Annotated in this window: 21 protein-coding genes; 7 read left to right on the top strand and 14 right to left on the bottom strand. The window is 60.3% G+C overall.

Going from position 1 to position 22,058, the window contains the following annotated elements; genetic code table 11:
• Nucleotides 1-22 precede the first annotated feature (22 nt).
• The 3 genes from fieF (at nucleotide 23) to WCL58_RS22635 (ending at nucleotide 3,295) form a co-directional block, all read left to right on the top strand.
• Nucleotides 23-925 (top strand): CDF family cation-efflux transporter FieF, encoded by a 903-nt coding sequence (fieF, locus tag WCL58_RS22645; protein WP_060435278.1) that lies wholly within the window; start codon nucleotides 23-25, stop codon nucleotides 923-925.
• Nucleotides 926-1,156: 231 nt separating this feature from the next.
• A complete protein-coding gene (gene pfkA, locus WCL58_RS22640; RefSeq protein ID WP_004931116.1) occupies nucleotides 1,157-2,119 on the top strand; it encodes a 6-phosphofructokinase in 963 nt (320 codons plus the stop codon).
• A gap of 186 nt (nucleotides 2,120-2,305) precedes the next feature.
• Nucleotides 2,306-3,295: a sulfate ABC transporter substrate-binding protein gene (locus tag WCL58_RS22635; RefSeq protein WP_060424973.1), complete on the top strand. Its 990-nt coding sequence runs from the start codon at nucleotides 2,306-2,308 to the stop codon at nucleotides 3,293-3,295.
• 65 nt (nucleotides 3,296-3,360) lie between these two features.
• On the opposite strand, the gene tpiA is transcribed toward WCL58_RS22635, so the two are convergent.
• Nucleotides 3,361-4,128 (bottom strand): triose-phosphate isomerase, encoded by a 768-nt coding sequence (tpiA, locus tag WCL58_RS22630; RefSeq protein ID WP_004931113.1) that lies wholly within the window; start codon nucleotides 4,126-4,128, stop codon nucleotides 3,361-3,363.
• A gap of 127 nt (nucleotides 4,129-4,255) precedes the next feature.
• Nucleotides 4,256-4,840, bottom strand: a complete 585-nt coding sequence (locus WCL58_RS22625; RefSeq protein ID WP_336851638.1) for a DUF1454 family protein — start codon at nucleotides 4,838-4,840, stop codon at nucleotides 4,256-4,258.
• A gap of 199 nt (nucleotides 4,841-5,039) precedes the next feature.
• On the opposite strand from WCL58_RS22625, the gene WCL58_RS22620 reads away from it, so the two are divergent.
• Nucleotides 5,040-5,459 (top strand): DUF805 domain-containing protein, encoded by a 420-nt coding sequence (locus tag WCL58_RS22620; RefSeq protein WP_019452229.1) that lies wholly within the window; start codon nucleotides 5,040-5,042, stop codon nucleotides 5,457-5,459.
• 11 nt (nucleotides 5,460-5,470) lie between these two features.
• Here WCL58_RS22620 and fpr read toward each other — a convergent pair whose 3' ends face one another.
• Nucleotides 5,471-6,217, bottom strand: coding sequence for a ferredoxin--NADP(+) reductase (gene fpr, locus WCL58_RS22615; protein WP_047729616.1), 747 nt, complete (start codon nucleotides 6,215-6,217; stop codon nucleotides 5,471-5,473).
• Between the two features lie 3 nt (nucleotides 6,218-6,220).
• Complete coding sequence (locus WCL58_RS22610) at nucleotides 6,221-6,832, bottom strand: helix-turn-helix transcriptional regulator (protein WP_060424972.1); 612 nt, start codon at nucleotides 6,830-6,832, stop codon at nucleotides 6,221-6,223.
• Between the two features lie 297 nt (nucleotides 6,833-7,129).
• On the opposite strand from WCL58_RS22610, the gene emrD reads away from it, so the two are divergent.
• Nucleotides 7,130-8,314: a multidrug efflux MFS transporter EmrD gene (emrD, locus tag WCL58_RS22605; protein ID WP_004931102.1), complete on the top strand. Its 1,185-nt coding sequence runs from the start codon at nucleotides 7,130-7,132 to the stop codon at nucleotides 8,312-8,314.
• Between the two features lie 134 nt (nucleotides 8,315-8,448).
• A complete protein-coding gene (gene tehA / locus WCL58_RS22600) occupies nucleotides 8,449-9,423 on the top strand; it encodes a dicarboxylate transporter/tellurite-resistance protein TehA (RefSeq protein ID WP_336851629.1) in 975 nt (324 codons plus the stop codon).
• Nucleotides 9,424-9,463: 40 nt separating this feature from the next.
• Here tehA and glpX read toward each other — a convergent pair whose 3' ends face one another.
• The 3 genes from glpX to WCL58_RS22585 all read right to left on the bottom strand — a co-directional run bounded on the left by glpX (nucleotide 9,464) and on the right by WCL58_RS22585 (nucleotide 12,999).
• A complete protein-coding gene (gene glpX, locus WCL58_RS22595) occupies nucleotides 9,464-10,474 on the bottom strand; it encodes a class II fructose-bisphosphatase (protein ID WP_336851628.1) in 1,011 nt (336 codons plus the stop codon).
• Between the two features lie 128 nt (nucleotides 10,475-10,602).
• Nucleotides 10,603-12,111 (bottom strand): glycerol kinase GlpK, encoded by a 1,509-nt coding sequence (glpK, locus tag WCL58_RS22590; protein ID WP_019452234.1) that lies wholly within the window; start codon nucleotides 12,109-12,111, stop codon nucleotides 10,603-10,605.
• A 42-nt stretch (nucleotides 12,112-12,153) separates the two neighbouring features.
• Nucleotides 12,154-12,999: an MIP/aquaporin family protein gene (locus WCL58_RS22585; RefSeq protein ID WP_038872721.1), complete on the bottom strand. Its 846-nt coding sequence runs from the start codon at nucleotides 12,997-12,999 to the stop codon at nucleotides 12,154-12,156.
• 524 nt (nucleotides 13,000-13,523) lie between these two features.
• Between WCL58_RS22585 and zapB the strand changes: the two genes are divergently transcribed.
• Nucleotides 13,524-13,763, top strand: coding sequence for a septal ring assembly protein ZapB (gene zapB, locus WCL58_RS22580; RefSeq protein WP_004931092.1), 240 nt, complete (start codon nucleotides 13,524-13,526; stop codon nucleotides 13,761-13,763).
• Between the two features lie 60 nt (nucleotides 13,764-13,823).
• Here zapB and rraA read toward each other — a convergent pair whose 3' ends face one another.
• From rraA to priA, 7 genes are all read right to left on the bottom strand, one after another.
• On the bottom strand, nucleotides 13,824-14,309 hold the full coding sequence (rraA, locus tag WCL58_RS22575; RefSeq protein WP_038872664.1) for a ribonuclease E activity regulator RraA: 486 nt from the start codon (nucleotides 14,307-14,309) through the stop codon (nucleotides 13,824-13,826).
• Between the two features lie 75 nt (nucleotides 14,310-14,384).
• A complete protein-coding gene (locus WCL58_RS22570) occupies nucleotides 14,385-15,302 on the bottom strand; it encodes a 1,4-dihydroxy-2-naphthoate polyprenyltransferase (RefSeq protein WP_336851627.1) in 918 nt (305 codons plus the stop codon).
• A gap of 96 nt (nucleotides 15,303-15,398) precedes the next feature.
• On the bottom strand, nucleotides 15,399-16,733 hold the full coding sequence (gene hslU, locus WCL58_RS22565; RefSeq protein WP_025304663.1) for an HslU--HslV peptidase ATPase subunit: 1,335 nt from the start codon (nucleotides 16,731-16,733) through the stop codon (nucleotides 15,399-15,401).
• A 12-nt stretch (nucleotides 16,734-16,745) separates the two neighbouring features.
• Nucleotides 16,746-17,276 (bottom strand): ATP-dependent protease subunit HslV, encoded by a 531-nt coding sequence (gene hslV, locus WCL58_RS22560; RefSeq protein ID WP_004931085.1) that lies wholly within the window; start codon nucleotides 17,274-17,276, stop codon nucleotides 16,746-16,748.
• Between the two features lie 102 nt (nucleotides 17,277-17,378).
• Complete coding sequence (gene ftsN, locus WCL58_RS22555; RefSeq protein WP_336851626.1) at nucleotides 17,379-18,314, bottom strand: cell division protein FtsN; 936 nt, start codon at nucleotides 18,312-18,314, stop codon at nucleotides 17,379-17,381.
• Nucleotides 18,315-18,379: 65 nt separating this feature from the next.
• A complete protein-coding gene (gene cytR, locus WCL58_RS22550) occupies nucleotides 18,380-19,408 on the bottom strand; it encodes a DNA-binding transcriptional regulator CytR (protein ID WP_004931082.1) in 1,029 nt (342 codons plus the stop codon).
• Between the two features lie 291 nt (nucleotides 19,409-19,699).
• Nucleotides 19,700-21,895: a primosomal protein N' gene (gene priA, locus WCL58_RS22545; protein WP_033654545.1), complete on the bottom strand. Its 2,196-nt coding sequence runs from the start codon at nucleotides 21,893-21,895 to the stop codon at nucleotides 19,700-19,702.
• Nucleotides 21,896-22,058 lie beyond the last annotated feature (163 nt).

The raw sequence follows: 22,058 nt of genomic DNA, 5'->3' as shown, positions 1-22,058 counted from the left end.
ACCTTTTGACCGGGATCCCTTCATGGAACAGCGCTATGCACGCCTGGTAAAGTCCGCTGCGTTGGCCGCTACCGCGCTGGCGTCGTCGCTGCTGTTGATCAAAATCGTCGCCTGGTACCACACCGGTTCGGTCAGCCTGCTGGCGGCGCTGGTGGATTCGCTGGTCGATATTGCCGCCTCGCTGACCAACCTTCTGGTGGTGCGCTATTCGCTGCAGCCGGCCGATGCCGAGCACACCTTTGGCCACGGCAAAGCGGAATCGCTGGCGGCGCTGGCGCAAAGCATGTTTATTTCCGGCTCCGCCCTGTTTCTGTTCCTCACCGGCTTCCAGCATCTGTATGCGCCGCAAACGCTGCGCGATCCCGGTATTGGGATCGTCGTGACGGTGATCGCGTTGGCCAGCACCCTGATTCTGGTTACCTATCAACGCTGGGTGGTCAGAAAAACCCGCAGCCAGGCCGTGCGCGCAGATATGCTGCATTATCAGTCAGATGTCATGATGAATGGTGCTATTCTTATCGCTCTTGGGCTAAGCTGGTACGGCTTCCACCGGGCAGATGCGCTGTTCGCGCTGGGCATCGGCGTATACATCCTCTATAGCGCGCTGCGTATGGGCTACGAAGCGGTGCAGTCGCTGCTGGATCGGGCGTTGCCGGATGACGAACGCCAGGCGATTATTGAGGTGGTTTCCTCTTGGCCCGGGGTGAAAGGCGCGCACGATCTGCGCACGCGGCAGTCGGGGCCGACGCGTTTCATCCAGCTGCATCTGGAGATGGAAGACACGCTGCCGCTGCGTGAGGCGCATCGGTTGGCCGATCAGGTGGAACAGGCGTTGCGTCACCGTTTTGCGGGGGCGGACGTCATCATTCACCTGGATCCGTGCTCCGTGGTGCCGCCGGGTAGGCAGGGGCATTGGGAGCTATAATCAGATAGAGGCATAGATCGAAGTATTATCATGAATATCTGAGTTAGCTCAGCGTGCCATGCGGTGTTTTTACCGTTATATTGCGTGACTTGAATCAATTCAGCTGGGTGTTTTTGATATAATATCCAGCAATAAGCCGTAAAGCTGGTTTTCTGCAGCCGGAGAGGTTTCAAGACGATCGGCGGAGACAGAATTCTTAAGAAATTGCATCTACACAGTTCAGAGGTAGTCATGATCAAGAAAATCGGTGTACTGACGAGCGGCGGTGATTCGCCGGGTATGAACGCTGCAATCCGCGGCGTTGTGCGTTCTGCGCTTTCAGAAGGTCTGGAAGTTTTTGGTATTTACGATGGCTACCTTGGCTTGTACGAAGATCGCATGGAGCAGCTGGACCGCTATAGCGTGTCCGACATGATCAACCGCGGCGGCACCTTCCTCGGCTCGGCCCGCTTCCCGGAGTTCAGGGATGAAAACGTGCGCGCCAAGGCGATTGAAAACCTGAAGAATCGCGGCATCGACGCGCTGGTGGTGATCGGCGGCGACGGTTCCTACATGGGCGCCAAACGCCTGACGGAAGAAGGCTTCCCGTGCATCGGCCTGCCGGGCACCATCGATAACGACGTTGCCGGCACCGACTACACCATCGGTTACTTCACCGCGCTGGAAACCGTGGTGGAAGCGATTGACCGCCTGCGCGATACCTCCTCTTCGCACCAGCGTATCTCCATCGTGGAAGTGATGGGCCGTTACTGCGGCGATCTGACGCTGGCGGCGGCGATTGCCGGCGGTTGCGAATTCATCGTGCTGCCTGAAATCGAATTCAACCGCGAAGACCTGGTGTGCGAAATCAAGGCCGGTATCGCCAAGGGTAAAAAACACGCCATCGTGGCGATCACCGAGCACATCTGCGATATCGATGAGCTGGCGCGCCACATCGAGCAGGAAACCAAGCGTGAAACTCGCGCTACCGTGTTGGGCCACATTCAACGCGGCGGTTCGCCGGTTGCCTACGACCGCATCCTGGCCTCGCGCATGGGCGCCTACGCCATCGAGCTGCTGCTGCAGGGTTACGGCGGCCGCTGCGTCGGTATCCAGAACGAAAAAATGGTGCACCACGACATCATCGACGCGATCGAAAACATGAAGCGTCCGTTCAAGGGTGACTGGCTGGAAACGGCGAAAAAACTGTACTGATATGCCGCTCACCGCACGACAAAAAAGCCTCCGCTCGCGGGGGCTTTTTTATGCCCGTCGGCGATATATTCCGGAATCATCTATCCCAAAATTTTTTATTCTTTAATTGCCGGGAAAGTTTCTGGCAGGCTCTGATGCTAAATCAACCGATTGAGGTTGCGCTTAATTTTCTGGGAGAGCCTGTCGATGCGTAAATGGGGTGTTGGTCTGACATTGGTGCTGTTGGCGTCCGGCGCCATGGCGAAGGATATTCAACTGCTGAACGTGTCATACGATCCGACGCGTGAGTTCTATCAGGCTTACAACACGGCATTCAGCAAGCACTATCAGGCGGAAACCGGCGACAAGGTGACGGTGCGCCAGTCGCATGGCGGCTCCGGCAAACAGGCGACCTCGGTGATCAACGGCATCGAGGCCGACGTGGTGACGCTGGCGTTGGCCTATGACGTCGACGCCATCGCCGAACGCGGGCGTATTGAGAAAGATTGGATCAAACGCCTGCCGGACAACTCGGCGCCTTACACCTCGACCATCGTCTTCCTGGTGCGCAAAGGCAACCCGAAACAGATTCACGATTGGCCCGATCTGCTCAAACCGGGCGTGTCGGTGATCACCCCGAACCCGAAAACCTCCGGTGGCGCCCGCTGGAACTACCTGGCCGCCTGGGGCTACGCGTTGCACCACAACAACAACGATAAGGCCAAGGCGCAGGACTTCGTCAAAAACCTGTACAAGAACGTCGAAGTGTTAGATTCCGGCGCGCGCGGCGCGACCAACACCTTTGTTGAGCGCGGTATCGGCGATGTGCTGATCGCCTGGGAAAACGAAGCGTTGTTGGCGGAGAAAGAACTGGGCAAAGACAAGTTCGAGATTATCACCCCGAGTGAATCGATCCTGGCCGAACCGACGGTGTCGGTAGTGGATAAGGTGGTCGATAAACGCGGTACCCGCAACGTGGCGACCGCCTACCTGAAGTATCTGTATTCGCCGGAAGGGCAGACCATCGCGGCACAGCACTATTACCGTCCGCGCGATGCGGCGGTGGCGGCCAAGTTTGCCGGGCAGTTCCCGCAGCTGAAGCTGTTTACCGTGGATGACACCTTCGGCGGCTGGACCGAAGCGCAGAAGGTGCACTTCGCCACCGGCGGCGTGTTCGACGAGATAAGCAAACGCTGATGCCGTCTGAGCGGCAATAAAAAACCCCGGCAAGCCGGGGTTTTTTTATGGCAAGCCTAAGGTAATCAGGCTTTTTTCGCTGCGGCAGCGGCTTTGACGATCACGGCGAAAGCGTCGGCTTTCAGCGAAGCGCCGCCAACCAGCGCGCCGTCGATGTCCGGCTGAGAGAACAGCTCTGCGGCGTTCTTGTCGTTCACCGAACCGCCGTACTGGATGATGATTTCAGCGGCAACCGCGGCATCGTGTTTGGCGATGTGGTCACGGATAAATTTGTGCACGGCCTGCGCCTGCGCAGGGGTAGCGGACTTGCCGGTACCGATGGCCCAGACCGGCTCATAGGCGATCACGGTGCCTTTCATCGCCGGTGCGCCCAGCGTTTTCAGCACGGCGTCGATCTGGCGCGCGCACACTTCTTCAGTTTTGCCCGCAGCGTTTTCCGCTTCGGTTTCACCGATGCACAGCACCGGGATCAGGCCGGCTTCTTTCAGCACGGCGAATTTCTCGGCGATGACTTCGTCGCTTTCTTTGTGGTAGGTGCGACGCTCGGAGTGGCCGATGATGATGTACTGGGCGCCGACGTCTTTCAGCATGTTGGCGGAAACTTCACCGGTGAAGGCGCCGGACAGGTTAACGTCCACGTTCTGCGCGCCCAGCGCGATGCGGCTGCCGGCCAGCGCGTGCTTGGCCTGATCCAGATACATCACCGGCGGGGCGATGGCGACGCCACAGCCGTCAACGCTGCTCAGCTCATTGCGCAGGCCGGCGATCAGTTCGTTGACCATGTGGGTGCTGCCGTTAAGCTTCCAGTTACCCATAACTAATGGATGACGCATGTTTTTTCCTCCAACTAGAAAACGCGAGAGTCGAAATGACAACTGCCGGACCGGCAGTTTACCTGCCCAACAGTATAGAGATCATTAAGCGCGAAGGCTTTGCTTTTCGTCATTAAATGCCGCGCCGTTACGGCTCGGAAAGCGCCAGCTTAATCGGTTCAACCGCGAAGGTTACGCCTTTATCGCCGTTGTCCGAGACGACATAGCGAATGGCGCCGACCTGCTGTTGGTAAAAGCGCGACCCTTTGCCTTTTTCCAGCAGGCTGTTCACCTTGTTCTGGCTCTGTTCCATTGTCAACGCCGGTTCGAACTGGCGCATCAGCGCCGCCATGTAGCTGATGGCGATGGCGCGCGCGGCTTTTTCTTCATTGGCCTGCTGCAGCGGCAGGTGAGTGATCTGCAACGTTTTGATTTTACCGGTGCCTTTCTCCAGCGCGGTGGAGGCGTACAGGTTTTCGTTGAGTTTGCTGGCGGCGCGCGTCAGCAGCGGCGAATCGTCTTCGGCGGTGGGAATGGCGCGGAATTCGCCAATCGGCAGCTTCGGGTTATCGCGGTTGTATTTTTCGCGGAATTTGACCACCGTCAGATCGAACGTCGGTGCCCCGGCCAGCAGGTAAGGTGCGGCGGGCGTCGCATCGGCGGGCGGCGGATCGGCCCAGGCGCTGGCGGCCACCTGCAGCAGGCAGGCGATGGCGAGGGTTTTTCTCAGCATGGCGTATGGCATCAAGGACAAAGATGGCTCCGATTAAAGCGATAACCCGCGGGGCTTGTCAAAGATCCCACGCCATTATCGGTTCGCTGACGAGAAAGCTGTGCGGCGCACCGCGTTATGCGAGGCGGAAAACTCGGCCCGGCAGCGCCTATGTTACACTGCGGCGCAGAATATGGGCAGGCTTAGAGCGCAGGAATCGATGACGTTACAACAGTGGTGTTTTTCTTTTAAGGGCCGCATCGGGCGGCGCGACTTCTGGATTTGGATGGGGCTGTGGTTGGTGCTGATGGCGGCGGCGTTTACGCTGGCCAATTATCAGCTGGTCGCCATCCAATCCATCGCCTTCTTTATCGTGGCGCTGCTGTGGCCGACGGCGGCGGTGCTGGTCAAGCGCCTGCACGATCGCAACAAGGCCGGCTGGTGGGCGCTGCTGCTGATCCTGGCGTGGATGCTGGCGGCGGGGAACTGGCAGATGCTGGCGCCGATCTGGCAATGGGGCGTTGGGCGTTTCATTCCGACGCTGATTATCGTGATGATGATGATCGATCTGGGTGCCTTCGTCGGCACGCCGGGAGATAACCGGTTTGGCCCGGAAGCCGAACCGGTGAAGTTCCGCTGACCCTCGCCGGGTTACCAGTAGTGTTCGCTGGTGATGTGGCCCGGCTTGCGGCGCAGGTGCTTGCGCATCTGGCGGTGGTCTTTCAGCGTTTGCTGGGTGTCCCGCACCATTTGCGGGTTGCCGCACAGCATCACGTGGCTGGTTTCGGCGTCGATAGTCAAACCGATCGCCGCTTCCAGCCGGCCGTCCTCGATCAGCGCCGGTACGCGGCCGGTCAATGAGCCGGGCGCCTCTTCGCGGCTGACGACGGTTTGGATGCGCAGCTTGCCGTTGTAGCGCTGCTGCAGTTGCTGCATCAGCGGCAGGTAGCTCAGGTCACGCGCAAAGCGCGCGGCGTGCACCAGCACCAGGTTGTTGAAGCGCTCCAGGCCGGCGCCCTGCTGCAGAATCGATAAATAGGGGCCGATGGCGGTGCCGGTCGCCAGCATCCACAGCGTATCGCAGTCGGGCACCTCGTCCAGCACGAAGAAGCCGGCCGCTTCTTTGGTTACCATCACGTCCGAGCCCGGCTGCAGCTGACTGAGGCGCGGGCTCAGCTTGCCTTCCGGCACGGTGACCAGATAGAACTCCAGATTGGCGTCGTCGGGGGCATTGACGTAGGAGTAGGCACGTTGCACCCGTTCGCCGTCGATCTCCAGCGCCAGCTTGGCAAATTGCCCGGCGGTGAAAGGATCGATGGGGGCATTGACCACCAGGCTGAACAGCCCGTCGGTCCATTGTTTTACCTGCGTAACCTTGCCGTTTACCCATTCAGCCATACTCTAAAGCTCCCGTGGTCGAATCAAATAAGCACAATGTCGTGAGCCGGAAATGGCGTGCGCGGTGCGCTCTACCCGGTAGTCGTTGCCGAACAGGCGGTGAAACAGCTGCAGCTCGGAATTGCACAGGCTGCTGCAGCTGGAACCGGCCACGCCAATCGGGCAGTGGTTTTCCACCAACAGCGTGCCGTGCGGGTGGTCGAACAATTCGGCCATGTAACCGTCGTGTTGCCGCAGGCGCACCAGGCGGGCTAACCGGTCCTGATGGCTGCGCTCGGCGGACAGCTCTTCGGCATAACGCAGATAAAGCTGCTCTTCGCGCGCGTTGAGCAACGGCTCCACCCCGGCGCCGCCAAACAGCTGCAGCGCGGATGCCCGCAGCCGCTCCTGATCGGCGGCGGCAAAGGCGTGCCCTCGCTCGGTCAGCGACCAGTAGCGCGTCGGGCGGCCGACCTTGCTGCGCGCTTCTTCGTAACAAACCAACTCACGTTTTTCCAGGGATTGCAGATGTTGTCGGATGCCCATCGGCGTAATGTCCAGACGCTCCGCCAGCATTTTGGCCGAGTGCGGGCCGAGAGCCTTTAACTGCAATAAAATCAGCTCAGGTGTTTTCATGAACCAAATCCCTATGGTGTTATTTTATTTCAAGTTGATGAAAAGAATTATCGATTAAATGCTAAAGCGCGGCTACTGCAAGGGCGCTATTTTTAACTCCAAAGCGTTAGACGTACAGTTTAATTTACGAGCCTGGTCGGGTTTGCTGCCAGTGTGACCTGGATCAATATCTGCCTGAAACTCGCTAAAAAAATCAGATTTGATTAGTTTATGCCGCCATAGAGGGCTGCTCGCCGTTCTGGCTGCTGCAACGGCCATACCGGGACGCTGTGACGAGTTGAAACGTTAACGAAGATAATGAGAAAACTAGAGAATTTTCACCTGCTGGTGATGCTTATCCTGTTGGTCGCCGTCGGCCAGATGGCGCAAACCATTTATGTTCCCGTGATTGCTGATATCGCCCACGATCTGTCGGTTCGCACCGGCGCCGTGCAACGGGTGATGGCGGCGTATCTGCTGACCTACGGTTTCTCCCAGCTGATTTACGGTCCGATATCGGACCGTATCGGACGTCGTCCGGTGATCCTGACCGGCATGATGATCTTCCTGGTCGGTGCGCTGGGCGCGCTGCTGTCCACCAACCTGACGATGCTGGTCGCCGCCAGCGCGATTCAGGGCATGGGCACCGGCGTGGCGGGCGTGATGGCGCGCACCATGCCGCGCGATCTGTATGCCGGCACCGCGCTGCGCTACGCCAATAGCCTGTTGAACATGGGGATTCTGGTTAGCCCGCTGCTGGCGCCGGTGATCGGCGGCGCATTGGCAATGGTGTTCGGCTGGCGCGCCTGTTATGCCTTCCTGTTGGCGCTGTGCGCCTGCGTCGCCTTCGCCATGTTTCGCTGGTTGCCGGAGACCCGCCCGGTGCAGACGGAAAAACGCCGCATGCTGGCCAGTTTTCGCCAGCTGCTGGGCGACAGCACTTTCAGCTGCTATCTGGTGATGCTGATCGGCGCGCTGGCGGGGATTGCGGTATTCGAGGCCAGCTGCGGCGTGTTGATGGGCGGCGTGTTGGGGCTGAGCGGTCTGACCGTCAGCATCCTGTTCATTCTGCCGATCCCGGCGGCGTTTTTCGGCGCCTGGTACGCCGGGCGCGACGGCAAGACCTTCCACACGCTGATGTGGCATTCGGTGATTAGCTGCCTGCTGGCGGGGGCGATGATGTGGATCCCGGGCTGGTTCGGCGTGATGAACATCTGGACGCTGATCGTGCCGGCCGCGCTGTTCTTCTTCGGCGCCGGCATGCTGTTCCCGCTGGCGACCACCGGGGCGATGGAGCCGTTCCCTTACCTGGCCGGCGCGGCGGGCGCGTTGGTGGGCGGCATGCAGAACATGGGATCGGGGCTCGCGACCTGGCTTTCCGCCATGCTGCCGCAAACCGGGCAGTTCAGCCTCGGATTGCTGATGTTCGCGATGGCGCTGCTGATCCTGCTGTGCTGGTGGCCGCTGTCCAACCGGATGCAACATCAGGGGCATACCGCATAACCCTCTTCCTGAACCGGCGCAGGCCTTAGTCTTGCAAGACGACTAAGGTCCTGCCGCCGGTTTGACCCAGGTTATTACTGCGCTGAGGCGATCGGTATACACTTTACCGACAGTATTTTTCCGGGTTATTCGCTATGTCATCACTGCAGTGCATTCAACGTGTTCCCGTCGGCTTCTTTGGGATGGTTCTGGGGGTTTTCGGCCTCGGCAGCGCCTGGCGATACGCCGCCACGCTCGGCTATGGGCCCGGCTGGCTGGGTGAGTCGCTCATCTTTCTCGGCAGTGCTATCTGGCTGGCGTTGGCGCTGATCTATCTCTGCCGCTGCCTGATTGACCCACGCGCGGTGCGTGACGAGTTTCGCAGCAACACTCAGTTCAGTTTTATCAGTCTGCTTCCGGCAGGCGGCGTGTTGGTGTCCATCGGTCTGCACCCCTACAGCCTGCCGCTGGCGAATGGGCTGATGGTCGCGGGCTCCGTCGGCCAGCTCATCTTCTCGGCCTGGCGCTGTGCGCCGTTGTGGCGCGGCGAGTTCGCGTCGGAGGCCACGACGCCGGGATTCTACCTGCCGACGGTGGCCGCTAACTTTATCTGCGCGATGGCGTTTGGCACCGCCGGCCACCCTGATATCGGCATGATGTTTCTTGGCGCCGGTTTGATTTCATGGCTGACCCTTGAACCCGCCATTATCCACCGTCTGCGCACCAAGGCCGCGCTGCCGGCCGCCGCCCGCGGCGTTATCGGTATTCAGCTGGCTCCGGCCTTTGTCGCCTGCTACGCGTGGTTATGCGTCAATGGCAATGACTTCGATACGTTCGCCTTAATCCTGTTGGGCTACGGCCTGCTGCAGCTGTTTTTTATGTTCCGGTTGGTGCGTTGGTTTTTTGCCGGTGGCTTCAGCCCGGGCATGTGGGCTTTCTCGTTCGGCTTATCGGCGATGGCGAACGCGTCGCTGCGGTTGTTGCAGAGCCAGCGCGGGGCAGATATGCAAGTGCTGGCCTGGGGGCTGTTCGCGTTGGCTAACCTGCTGCTCATCGGCCTGATGGTGAAGACGCTGTGGCTGCTGTTGTGTGGGAAACTGCTGCCCGCCAAAACGCCGGTGGCGGGATGAACCCGCCCTCAGCGGCGGCTGGGGGCGGTCTCTTGTCGGCTTACAGCAAAAACTCGTGCAGCGCCGGGTCTTTGCGATCCAGATAGTGGGTCGAACGGATGCGGCGGATGGTGCGCGACTTGCCGCGGATCAGCAGGGTTTCGGTCGTGGCCATGTTGCCCTGGCGGCTGATGCCCTCCAGCAGATCGCCCTTGGTGATGCCGGTGGCGGAGAAGATCACGTTGTCGTTGCGCGCCATCTGGTCCATGCGCAGCACCTGACCGGCCTCGATACCCATTTCCCGGCAGCGCGCCAGCTCCTGTTCGCCGATGCGGCGGTTCTCGGCGCTGTCGCCTTTCACCTCATGGCGCGGCAGCAAACGCGCCTGCATGTCGCCGTCCAGCGCGCGGATCACTGCGGCTGAGATCACCCCTTCCGGCGCGCCGCCGATGCCATACATCACATCGACCTCGCTTTCCGGCATGCAGGTGAGAATGGAGGCCGCCACGTCGCCGTCAGGAATGGCGAACACCCGCACGCCCAGCTGCTGCATCTGCGCGATGACGCCGTCGTGGCGCGGTTTGGCCAAGACGATCACCGTCAGCTGCGACAGCGGTTTGCCCAGCCGTGCGGCGACGTTCTGCAGGTTCTCCGCCAGCGGCAGGTCGAGATCGATGGTGCCGCGCGCCGCCGGGCCGACCACCAGCTTCTCCATGTACATGTCCGGCGCGTGCAGGAAGGTGCCGCGATCGCCCACCGCCAATACCGCCAGCGCATTCGACTGGCCCATGGCGGTCATGCGGGTGCCTTCGATCGGATCGACCGCGATGTCGACCGCGTCGCCCTGGCCGGTGCCGACCTGTTCGCCGATATACAGCATCGGCGCTTCGTCGATCTCGCCTTCGCCGATCACGATGCGGCCATCGATATCCACTTTGTTGAGCATGATGCGCATGGCGTGGACCGCCGCGCCGTCGGCGGCGTTCTTGTCGCCGCGTCCCAGCCATTTGTAGCCCGCCAGCGCGGCGGCTTCGGTAACGCGGGAAAATTCGATGGCTAATTCACGTTTCATGGCAAACCTGTCTGTGAGAAAGGGAAGAAAATATCGGCAAAGTCTATCACAGCACGGTGGCGGCGGGGCGGGGCAAAAAAAAGCGCCGCCCGCAGGCAGCGCTTGTTGGAGAAACGGCAGCGTCGAGATTACTCGTGATCTTCCCATGCCTGAGCACGAGCCACCGCTTTTTTCCAGCCGCTGTAGCGGTAGTTGCGTTCGGTGGTTTCGATGCTTGGGCGGAATTCGCGCTCAATCACCGCTTTGCTCTTCACTTCATCCAGATCGTTCCAGTAGCCGATGGCCAGGCCCGCCAGGAACGCGGCACCCAGCGCCGTCGATTCACGCACCTCAGGGCGTTCTACGCGGGTGCCGAGGATATCGGACTGGAACTGCATCAGGAAGTTGTTGGCGACCGCGCCACCGTCCACGCGCAGCGATTGCAGGCGGGTGTTGGCGTCGGCCTGCATGGCGTCCAGTACGTCACGGGTCTGGAAGGCGATGGATTCCAGCGTGGCGCGGATGATGTGGTTGCTGTTGGCGCCACGGGTCAGGCCGAAGATGGCGCCGCGGGCATACGGATCCCAGTAAGGGGCGCCCAGGCCGGTAAAGGCCGGCACCACATAGACGCCGTTGCTGTCTTTCACCTTGGTGGCGAAGTATTCGGAGTCGGCGGCGTCGCTGATCAGTTTCAGCTCATCGCGCAGCCACTGGATAGACGCACCGCCGATGAACACCGCGCCTTCCAGCGCATAGTTCACTTCGCCGCGCGGGCCGCAGGCGATGGTGGTCAGCAGGCCATTTTTCGAGCGCACCGCTTCTTTGCCGGTGTTCATCAGCAGGAAGCAGCCGGTGCCGTAGGTGTTCTTCGCCATGCCCGGTTGAACGCACAGCTGGCCGTACAGCGCTGCCTGCTGGTCACCGGCGATACCGGCGATAGGAATACGCGTGCCGCCTTTACCGCCGATGTTGGTCTGGCCGTACACCTCGGAGGAAGGACGGACTTTCGGCAGCATGGCACGCGGGATATCCAGCACTTCCAGCATGCGCTCATCCCAGTCCAGCTCGTGGATGTTGAACATCATGGTGCGTGAGGCGTTGGTGTAATCGGTAACGTGTACGCGCCCCTGGGTCATTTTCCACACCAGCCAGGTATCGACGGTGCCGAACAGCAGTTCGCCGCGCTTGGCGCGCTCGCGGGCGCCTTCGACGTTGTCCAGGATCCACTTCACCTTGGTGCCGGAGAAGTACGGGTCAACCACCAGGCCGGTGTTGTGACGGATGTACTCTTCCAGGCCGTCGCGCTTGAGCTTCTCGCAGATGTCGGCGGTGCGGCGGCACTGCCAGACGATGGCGTTGTAAATCGGCTTGCCGGTCTCTTTTTCCCAGACGATGGTGGTTTCGCGCTGGTTGGTGATGCCAATGCCGGCGATCTGATCGGAACTGATGTCGGCTTTCGCCAGCACTTCTACCAGCGTCGAGCTTTGCGACGCCCAGATCTCCATCGGGTCGTGCTCAACCCAGCCGGCCTTTGGATAGATCTGCGGGAATTCGCGCTGCGATACCGCAACGATGTTGGCGTCGTGATCGAGCACGACGGCGCGTGAACTGGTGGTCCCTTGGTCGAGTGCGACAATGTATTTTTTTTCTACAGTCATGGTAATTATCCTGCTGTTGTTAACCGTGTAAAACTGCACCCATCACGCTTTGCGCTGCTGGGTCTTGGCATCAGGCTCTTCTTCCGTCACGCAGACGTCGCACGGCAGGTGGCGGCCAATCAGCGCGCGGTAACCGAAAGCGCCCAGGCCACAGCCGACGATAGGGGCGAAGATCGGCACCAGGAAGTACGGGATGTCGCGTGCGCCGGTGAAGGCGACTTTGCCCCATCCGGCCAGGTAGGCGAACAGTTTCGGCCCGAAGTCACGCGCCGGGTTCAACGCAAAGCCGGTCAATGGTCCCATGGAGGCGCCGATCACGGCAATCAGAATACCGATCAGCAGCGGGGCCAGCGGGCCGCGCGGAATGCCGTTGCCGTCGTCGGTCAGCGCCAGGATCAGGCACATCAGAATGGCGGCGATTACCGTTTCTACCAGGAAGGCCTGGCCGACGGAGATGTGCGCGTTAGGGTAAGTCGAGAAGATGCCCGCCAGTTCGAGGCTTTCGTTGCTGCCGCGCACCATGTGGTGGGCCGCTTCGAAGTCGAAGAACAGGTTGTAGTACAGCCCATAGACCAGGGCAGCGGCGCAGAAGGCTCCGGCGACCTGAGCAATGATGTAAGGCACCACTTTGCGCCCGTCGAAGCAGGCGAACAGCCACAGAGCGAGGGTGACCGCAGGGTTGAGATGCGCGCCGGAAATGGCGGCGGTCAGATAGATGGCCATGGCGACGCCCAGGCCCCAAATGATGCTGATTTCCCACTGGCCGAAGCTGGCGCCCGCCAGTTTCAGCGCGGCAACGCAGCCTACGCCAAAGAAGATCAGCAGCGCCGTGCCGAGGAACTCGGCGATGCACTGGCCTTTTAATGTCGGACTGGTGGTTTGGCTCATAATGTTGTTGTCCTGCAAAACGGCGGTTGTTGGTTTATAGGCTCAGTTGGGTATACATCCGGCCTATGGGCACAGTTTTTTTCATCTCGTCCAATTATTGAATAAGGACGTGATGTAAATTTATCGTTAACGAACATAAACGAGAAATAGCGAAATCAAAATGTGTGTGGCGCGTCATAAAATTGAGCGATTTCGCGTCGTTTAGTGTTCTTTCTGAGCCATAAAAGTGTGATCTGACCAGTGGTTTGGCGAGGGTTGTTAACAACTCGCGGCGGTGGCGGCGGGGATTTTCAGTTTTTGCTGATGGCGGGGGCAGGAAAATTGCAACAGACTGCGCGATGATCCGGTATGTTGCTAGACAGGCGGAGACTGGCTACTTACAATCGTTTTTAACGAATCGAGACTGGCGCGCCTTCTGTAACGGCGCGCGTCACTGAGCGCGATGCAATATTCGCAGTAGCTGCAGCCGACGTTGCGGCCGCTACTTATAGATGTACGCCTTGCTATCATGAGGGGACTGAAGCATGTCATTTGAAGTATTTGAGAAACTGGAAGCAAAAGTACAGCAGGCGATTGATACCATCACCTTGTTGCAGATGGAAATTGAAGAGCTGAAAGACAAAAACAACTCTCTGTCGCAGGAAGTTCAGGCTGCCTCCGGCAACCACGAAGCGCTGGTGCGCGAAAACCAACAGCTGAAAGAAGAACAGCACGTATGGCAAGATCGCCTGCGCGCTCTGCTGGGCAAAATGGAAGAGGTCTGATTCCTCACGCCATGCAGCAACGAAAAGGGCGCCTCAGGCGCCCTTTTTCATGACCGAAAATCACTCGATGTCGAGCGGGTCTTCGGAGAGGATGATGCCGGTGTTGTCGGCATACAGGTGATCGCCGGAGAAGAAGGTGACGCCACCGAAGTTGACGCGGATATCGCTTTCGCCCACGCCTTCGCTCACGGCACCCACCGGGATCGCTGCCATCGCCTGAATGCCGATGTCGAGCTCTTCCAGATCGTCCACCTGACGCACCGCGCCGTACACCACGATGCCTTCCCATTCGTTCTGGGCGGCCAGGCGCGCCAGTTCGGCGTTGATCAGCGCCCGGCGTACCGAACCGCCGCCGTCGACCAACAGCACGCGGCCGCGGCCGTTTTCTTCAAGCAGATCGAACAACAGGCCGTTATCCTCAAAGCATTTCACCGTGGTGATCTGCCCGCCAAATGAAGTACGCCCGCCAAAATTGGAGAACAGAGGTTCAACAACGTTCACCTCTTCATGATAGATGTCGCAAAGTTCGGAAGTATCGTATTTCATAGGATTTTACGTCTGTTTGCCGCTGGAATGTTCAGTATATCCCTTTATTCGCCCTGTTGGCAAAATCATCAGTTTTTAACTGAGCGCCACGCCGATGGCGAACAGCAGGTTGGCCAGCAACGCCGCCTTGACCATGTGTTCCAGCATCGGCCGCATGCCGACCGGCGTCGGATCGCGCAACACGCGCAGGCCGTGGCGCACCAGCAGCGGGATCGCCAGCACGAACAGCCAGCCCCACGGGCTGTGGAGATTGAACAGCGTAAACAGCGCGAAACACAGCACCGCGCCGCCGAGCAGCAGGGCATGGTAAATGCGCGCCTTGTGCGGGCCGAGGCGCACCGCCAGCGTGTTCTTGCCGTTTTCGCGATCGCTCTCGATATCGCGCAGATTGTTGATGTTGAGCACCGCCGTCGCCAGCAGGCCGCAGGCGGTGGCCGGCAGCATCACGACGCTGTCGAAGGTGTGCGTTTGCAAATAGTAGGTGCCGGCCACGCTCAGCCAGCCGAAGAACACCAGCACCGAGATGTCGCCCAGCCCCAAATACCCGTAGGGTTTGTTGCCGACGGTATAGGTGATGGCCGCCACGATAGACAGCCCGCCCAGCACCAGGAAGCCCACCACGTCGCTGGGTTGCTCGCAGGCGACGGCGATCAGCGAACAGCCGGCGAGGGCGATCAGCACCACCGTCACCACCAGCGCCCGTTTCATCTGCGCCTGGGTGATCATGCCTTTTTGCATGCCGCGCAACGGCCCGATGCGATCTTCTTTGTCGCTGCCTTTGACCGCATCGCCGTAGTCGTTAGCCAGGTTGGAGAGGATCTGCAGCAGGCCGGCGGTCAACAGCGCCAGCAGCGCCACTTCAGGTTTCAGGCTGCCGTGCCAGGCGGCGATGGCCGAGCCGACCACGATGGAGGCAAAGGCCGACGGCAGGGTTCGGGGGCGTAGACTTTCCAGCCAGGCGGAGATCGGGGTGGTGGAGGTTGATGAGCTCATGTTTCGCTTCTGTCAGTGAGTTGCGGTGTCCGTTAGAAATAATTGTGGGAGGCAATGCCTCCCACACAGATGACTGACAAGACAATGATTGAGCGATTATAGGATAAAACGACTCAAATCTTCATCCGCCACCAGTTCATCCAGATGACTGCGCACGTAATCCGCATCAATTGTAATGGATTGGCCATTAATTTCACTCGCATCGTAGGAAATATCTTCCATCAGACGTTCCAGCACGGTGTGCAGACGACGCGCGCCGATGTTCTCGGTGCTTTCGTTGACCTGCCACGCGGCTTCGGCGATGCGGCGGATGCCGTCGGCGGTGAACTCGATGTTGACGCCTTCGGTGCCCATCAGCGCTTTGTACTGCTCGGTCAGCGACGCGCTCGGCTCGGTCAGGATGCGCTCGAAGTCTTCGGTGGTCAGCGCCTGCAGCTCAACGCGGATCGGCAGACGGCCCTGCAGTTCCGGGATCAGATCCGACGGATTGGCGGTCTGGAACGCGCCGGAAGCGATGAACAGGATGTGGTCGGTCTTCACCATACCGTGCTTGGTGGATACGGTGCAGCCTTCCACCAGCGGCAGCAGATCGCGCTGCACGCCTTCGCGCGAGACGTCCGGGCCGGAGCTCTGGCCGCCGCGCTTACAGATTTTGTCGATCTCGTCGATAAACACGATGCCGTGCTGTTCAACCGCTTCGATCGCCTGCTCTTTCAGCTCTTCCGGGTTCACCAGTTTTGCAGCTTCTTCTTCCACCAGCAGCTTGAAGGCTTCTTTGATCTTCACCTTGCGCGGCTTTTGCTTCTGGCCGCCGAGGTTCTGGAACATCGACTGCAGCTGGTTGGTCATCTCTTCCATGCCCGGAGGCGCCATGATTTCCACGCCCATCGGCGCCGCGGCCAGATCGATTTCGATCTCTTTGTCGTCCAGCTGGCCTTCGCGCAGTTTCTTGCGGAATGCCTGGCGGGCGGCGGACGGCTCCTGATGCTCTTCCGGCTGGCCCCAGTTGTTCTTGGCCGGCGGGATCAGCACGTCGAGAATGCGCTCTTCGGCCAACTCTTCGGCACGGGTGCGGTTTTTCTCGATCGACTGCATGCGCACCATTTTGATGGCGGCATCGGTCAGATCGCGGATGATGGAATCCACTTCTTTGCCCACATAGCCCACTTCGGTGAACTTGGTGGCTTCAACCTTGATGAACGGCGCGTTGGCCAGCTTCGCCAGACGACGGGCGATTTCGGTTTTACCGACGCCGGTCGGGCCGATCATCAGAATGTTTTTCGGGGTCACTTCGTGACGCAGCATCTCGTTGAGCTGCATCCGGCGCCAGCGGTTGCGCAGGGCAATGGCGACAGCGCGTTTGGCCTTGTTTTGGCCAATGATATAGCTGTCCAGTTCGCTGACGATCTCGCGCGGGGTCATTTCAGACATGGTATTCGATCCTTACGCTTTGGAAGGCAATTCTTCAATGGTGTGGAAATGGTTGGTGTAAATACAGATGTCGCCGGCGATGTTGAGGGATTTCTCAACGATGTCGCGGGCGCTCAGCTCGGTATTTTCCAACATGGCGCGGGCTGCGGCCTGGGCGTACGGGCCGCCGGAGCCGATGGCGATCAGATCGTTTTCCGGCTGCACCACATCGCCGTTGCCGGTGATGATCAGCGAGGCGGTTTCATCGGCGACCGCCAGCAGCGCTTCGAGCTTGCGCAGCATGCGGTCGGTGCGCCAGTCTTTCGCCAGCTCGACGGCGGCTTTCACCAGGTGGCCCTGATGCATTTCCAGTTTGCGTTCAAACAGTTCAAACAGCGTGAAGGCGTCAGCGGTGCCACCGGCGAAACCGGCGATCACTTTGTCGTTATACAGGCGACGCACTTTCTTGACGTTACCCTTCATCACCGTATTACCCAGGGTTGCCTGGCCATCACCACCGATGACGACCTGGCCGTTGCGGCGTACGCTTACAATTGTTGTCACGAGCAGACCCTCGTTAAAGACGGAAAGAAGTCCCCGCAGCGCCTGCTTTCGCAGACGCTACGAGGCATATTGAGAGTATAGATGGGGGGGGATTGACGCTTTTCAACCCCCAACGGAGAGGGGAATGCAACTCGACATGCCGACGCCCTTCAGGCGCGAAAGGGTTTTGTCCGCGGCGGCACGGCTGCTGTACGGGCCGAGCACCACGCGATTCCAACCGCCGCCGGCGGTGATGCGGCTCTCGATGCCTTCGAACGCCAGGCGCGCACGCACGGATTCAGCCTGATCGGTGGCGCGGAACGAACCGCATTGCACCATCCACTTCTGCTTCGATTCCGGTTTGGTTTCCTGCTTGGCCGTTTCCTGCTTCACTTCCGGTTTGGGCTCCGGCTTCGGTTGCGGCTTCGGCTCAGGCTGTTTCACCTGCACCGGTTGCTGGGTAGTCGGTTTTGGCTGCGGGTGCGGCTGCACCGGCGCGGTAGTGGCCCCGTTGCTGAACGGGTTGCGCGGCGGCTGGCTGACCTGCTGCTGTTGCTGTACCGACTGCTGCTGCATTTGCTGTTGTTGCATCTGCTGCTGCTGGCGGGTGCTGCGCGCGTTGGCCTGGCCCGGATCGTTATACGGCACTTCGTTCAGCTGCGTCGGGCGCTGCTGCATATCGGCCTGCATCTGCTCCAGCAGCTGCCGCTGTTCGGCGGTCAGCTGAGTTTTGGAATTGAGTTCGCCGCCGGCCGTCGGTTCGGTCGGGGTTTGCACACCGATCTGCCGGTTTTCCAGCTCTTTGATGTAGCGCCAGCGCTCTTCCGGCTTCGGCGGCAGGCCGTTGCCGGGGCGCGTGGTGTGTGCAGGCAACAACGGCGCGTCTTCCGGCTTATTGTGCGTAATGAAATAGAGGCCACCGACAAAGACAACCAGCAACGCGGCGGCTAACGCCAGCACGGTTTTGGAAACCTTCGGAGAACTGCGTTTTTTACGGCTGGGGGTTTTACGCTTAGCTCCTGCTGCGCGCCCACGGCTTACATAGTCTTTTTGTGCCACTATTATTCCGCTGTGTCCTGATGAGAGGATAAGTCCGTCATGTTACTGAACCCTAAAATATTTGACTAGCGTTTCGGGGCAGCGGTGCTGCCTCTGATAATCAATTCACTGTCCAATAGCCGGGAGCCGCTGGCCACCGTCTGGCCGTTCAACTGCTCCAACAGCAACAACATCGCCTGCTGGCCGATCTGGAAGCGCGGCTGCGCCACCGTGGTCAGCGGCGGATCGCAATACTGCGCCAGCTTGAGGTCGTCAAAGCCGACGATCGACAGATCCTGCGGTACCCGCAGCCCCATTTTCTTCGCCTGGGACAGCACGCCGATCGCCATGACGTCGCTGTGGCAGAATACCGCCGTTGGCGGTTTCGGCTGCGCCATCAGCGCCGTCAGCGCTTGCGCGCCGGCTTCGTAGGTAAAATCACCCCGGGTAATATAGCTGCTTTCGACGGTAATGCCATTACGACGTAGCGCTTGAACGTAACCCTGCAGCCGATAATGGCTCAGCGGCATCTGTTCCGGCCCGGCGACGCAGGCGATCTGCCGGTGGCCCAATTGATGCAAATAATGCACGGCTTCAAAGGCGGCGGTCAGGTTGTCGATGTGCACCGTCGGCAGTTCCAGCTCGGGGGCGAACTCGTTGGCCATCACCATCGGCGGCAGGTTGCGCTGTTCTTCCTTGCTGGCGTCGAACGGCAGGTTGGAGCCCAGCAGCAGCATGCCGTCGATCTGTTTGGTGATGATCAGATTGACGAAGGTGCGCTCTTGCTGGTTTTGCTGCGCGCAGTCGCCGATCAGCACCAGATAGCCTTGTTGGGCGGCGGTCTGTTCGATCCCCTGGATCACATCGGCGAAAAACGGATCGCAGATGTCGGGCACGATCACCAGGATGGTGCGGGATTCGTTGCGCTTGATATTGCGTGACAGAGCATGAGGAGAATAACCCACGGCCAGGACGGCCTGTTCCACCTTCTGGCGCGTTGGCGTTGACACCTTTTCCGGGTTCATCAGCGCACGCGATACGGTAGCCGTTGAAACGCCCGCCATTTCGGCGACGTCTTTCATGGTCGCCATGGATAACTCTTTCTTGTGTTCCAACGCCTTTCTCCTTGCGTCAGCCCCATGCCGACGCCACTACTGCTGTTTGCTCACAATGTCCGGCATGCGGTGGCGGGATTGTTGTCATTGAGCGCCACTCGCGTTCGGGCACTCCGTCGCGCTGCGATGTGGCGACAAAATTTGCCCTCGCAGACATTCTAAACAGAATACGCCCCGCCTTTGTTACCTAATTTGCATAAAAAATGTGACCTGAGAAGGTTTTTTAGCGTTCGCTCGCAATTTCAAGGGTAAACGTTTGCACTGCGGCAGCTAAATCGGACTTTTCCGGGATCAGCTGTCGATCGGATCGACATCCAGCGTCCATTTCACCTTGCGTGTTTGCGGCAGGGTGCCGATCAGCGGCAGCGAGCTTTTCATCAGCTGTTGCAGGACGCGCCGCGTCGGGTGCTGCAGCAGCAGCTGCCAGCGGAAACGGCCGCCGCGTTTGGACTGCAGCGCCGGCACCGGTCCCATTACCCACAGCGAATCGTCCTTCAGCGGGCTGGCTTCCAGCAGGTTGCGCAGCTGCTGCAGGAACAGCGGGGCCTGCTGGTTGTCGTGATCTTCGGCGCGCACGATGATGTGGCTGGTGTAAGGCGGCAGAAACACGCTGTTGCGCTCCGCCAGCGTCTGTTTGGCGAAGGCGTCGTAACCCTGTTGCAGCAGCACCTGCAGCAGCGGGTGCTCCGGATGGTGGGTTTGCAGCAGCACTTCCCCCTGCTTGCCCGCACGGCCGGCCCGCCCGGAGACCTGGGTATACAGCTGAGCGAAACGCTCGGCGGAGCGGAAGTCGGCGGAGAACAGCGCGCCGTCCACGTCCAGCAACGCCACCAGGGTGACGTCGGGAAAATGGTGGCCCTTGGCCAGCATCTGCGTGCCGATCAGAATGCGCGCTTCGCCGCGATGGATATCCGCCAGGTGCTGCTCAAGCGCGCCTTTACGGCTGGTGGTGTCGCGATCGATGCGGGTGATCGGCGTATCGGGGAACAGCGGCGCCAGCTCCTGCTCCAGCTGTTCGGTGCCGACGCCGACCGACACCAGGTGGGTGGAGCCGCACTGCGGGCACTGGTGCGGCACCGGCCGCTGGCTGTCGCAGTGGTGGCAGCGCAGCTGGCGCTGATGCTGGTGGAAGGTGTAGTAGTGATCGCAGCGCTGGCATTCGGCGATCCAGCCGCACTCGTGGCACAGCAGCGCCGGGGCGTAACCGCGGCGGTTGAGGAACAGCATCACCTGATTGCCGGCTTTTAAATGGTGCTGCATGCTCTTCAGCAGCGGCTGCGACAGGCCGACCTTCAGCGGCAGCCCTTTCAGATCGATCAGGTGCTGTGCCGCCGGTTTGGCGTTGCCCGCGCGTTGGGTGAGCTTCAGTTGGCGGTATTTGCCCAGCTGCACGTTGTGCAGCGTTTCCAATGCCGGGGTCGCGGAACCCATCACCATCGGGATATCCTCTTCCCGGGCGCGGAACACCGCCAGATCGCGGGCGTGGTAGCGCCAGCCTTCCTGTTGTTTATAAGAGCTGTCGTGCTCTTCGTCGATGATGATCACGCCCAGCTGACGGAACGGCGTGAACAGCGCCGAGCGGGTGCCGATGACGATGGCGGCTTCGCCGCTGCGCGCGCGCAGCCAAACCGCCAGCCGCTCGCTGTCGTTCAGGCCGGAGTGCAGTACGTCTACCGGCGCGTTGAAGCGCTCGCGAAAGCGGGCGATGGTTTGCGGCGTCAGGCCGATTTCCGGCACCAGCACCAGCGCCTGCCGGCCTTTGGCCAGCACGTTCTCCAGCACGCTGAGGTAGACCTCGGTCTTGCCGGAGCCGGTCACCCCGGCCAGCAGCCAGGCGGCGAACTGCTCATCCTCGCTTCTGATCGCCCCGACGGCGGTAGCCTGCTCAGTGTTCAGCCGCAGCCGCTCGCCGAGCACCGCGAAGTTGGGGCGCCAGTCGTGCGTATCCGCGACCTGAGCACGCAGATCGATCAGCCCTTTGGCGCGTAGCGCCTGCAGGGCGCTTTCCGTCAGCTCCAGCTGGCTGACCTGGTGGCGATAGACCGGGCGTTGCAGCAGCGCCGCCAGCGCCTGCTGCTGTTTCGGCGCGCGTTTCAGGCTTTCGGGCGGGGTGGCACGCCCCTCTTCGGTGGCGAACCATTGCCACAGCGGTGCGGCCTCGGCCGGTTTGCCTTGCCGCAGCAGGATCGGCAGCGCATGGAACAGCACCTCGCCGATGGGGTAGTGATAGTAATCGCTGGCCCAGCGCAGGATGCGCCACAGGCTGGGGGAGAACAGCGACTCGGCGTCGATCACGCTGTCGATCGGTTTGAGCTTGTCCAGCGGCAGTTCGCTGGTGTCGCTGCAGCCGGTGACGATGCCGATCGCATGCTGCCTGCCCCAAGGGACGCCCACGCGCGCGCCGGCCACCGGCTGCATGCCGGGCGGCAGCAGATAGTCGAAGGTGCGGGCGAGGGGGACCGGCAAGGCAACGTGTACGACGGGCATGATCTCATCCAAATTGAAAAAAGTGGGCATCAGTTTACACGGCGCATCGGCAAATGTACGGTTCCGATTGCGCGCCCCGACTAATGCTGTATAATTTGCCGCCTTTGGTATAATTCGATACCAAAATTCTATTATCAACCACGTGTGGTGTCTGGCGAAACAG

Origin of the sequence: Serratia sp. TMDUHS_CL, assembly GCF_037137105.1 — a bacterium.
Classification (GTDB): Bacteria; Pseudomonadota; Gammaproteobacteria; order Enterobacterales; family Enterobacteriaceae; genus Serratia; species Serratia nevei.
The sequence above is the reverse complement of the archived record's forward strand: the minus strand, read 5'-3'. Positions and strand labels throughout refer to the sequence as shown.

Coding starts and splice junctions, on each gene's coding strand:
- WCL58_RS22585 (WP_038872721.1), bottom strand. CDS start 12,999: ATGAGCCAAACCACCAGTCCGACATTAAAAGGCCAGTGCATCGCCGAG.
- WCL58_RS22570 (WP_336851627.1), bottom strand. CDS start 15,302: ATGAGCTCATCAACCTCCACCACCCCGATCTCCGCCTGGCTGGAAAGT.
- tpiA (WP_004931113.1), bottom strand. CDS start 4,128: ATGCGTCATCCATTAGTTATGGGTAACTGGAAGCTTAACGGCAGCACC.
- WCL58_RS22620 (WP_019452229.1), top strand. CDS start 5,040: ATGACGTTACAACAGTGGTGTTTTTCTTTTAAGGGCCGCATCGGGCGG.
- WCL58_RS22625 (WP_336851638.1), bottom strand. CDS start 4,840: ATGCTGAGAAAAACCCTCGCCATCGCCTGCCTGCTGCAGGTGGCCGCC.
- zapB (WP_004931092.1), top strand. CDS start 13,524: ATGTCATTTGAAGTATTTGAGAAACTGGAAGCAAAAGTACAGCAGGCG.
- WCL58_RS22610 (WP_060424972.1), bottom strand. CDS start 6,832: ATGAAAACACCTGAGCTGATTTTATTGCAGTTAAAGGCTCTCGGCCCG.
- WCL58_RS22635 (WP_060424973.1), top strand. CDS start 2,306: ATGCGTAAATGGGGTGTTGGTCTGACATTGGTGCTGTTGGCGTCCGGC.
- glpK (WP_019452234.1), bottom strand. CDS start 12,111: ATGACTGTAGAAAAAAAATACATTGTCGCACTCGACCAAGGGACCACC.
- emrD (WP_004931102.1), top strand. CDS start 7,130: ATGAGAAAACTAGAGAATTTTCACCTGCTGGTGATGCTTATCCTGTTG.
- hslU (WP_025304663.1), bottom strand. CDS start 16,733: ATGTCTGAAATGACCCCGCGCGAGATCGTCAGCGAACTGGACAGCTAT.
- glpX (WP_336851628.1), bottom strand. CDS start 10,474: ATGAAACGTGAATTAGCCATCGAATTTTCCCGCGTTACCGAAGCCGCC.
- tehA (WP_336851629.1), top strand. CDS start 8,449: ATGTCATCACTGCAGTGCATTCAACGTGTTCCCGTCGGCTTCTTTGGG.
- pfkA (WP_004931116.1), top strand. CDS start 1,157: ATGATCAAGAAAATCGGTGTACTGACGAGCGGCGGTGATTCGCCGGGT.
- priA (WP_033654545.1), bottom strand. CDS start 21,895: ATGCCCGTCGTACACGTTGCCTTGCCGGTCCCCCTCGCCCGCACCTTC.
- fpr (WP_047729616.1), bottom strand. CDS start 6,217: ATGGCTGAATGGGTAAACGGCAAGGTTACGCAGGTAAAACAATGGACC.
- fieF (WP_060435278.1), top strand. CDS start 23: ATGGAACAGCGCTATGCACGCCTGGTAAAGTCCGCTGCGTTGGCCGCT.
- rraA (WP_038872664.1), bottom strand. CDS start 14,309: ATGAAATACGATACTTCCGAACTTTGCGACATCTATCATGAAGAGGTG.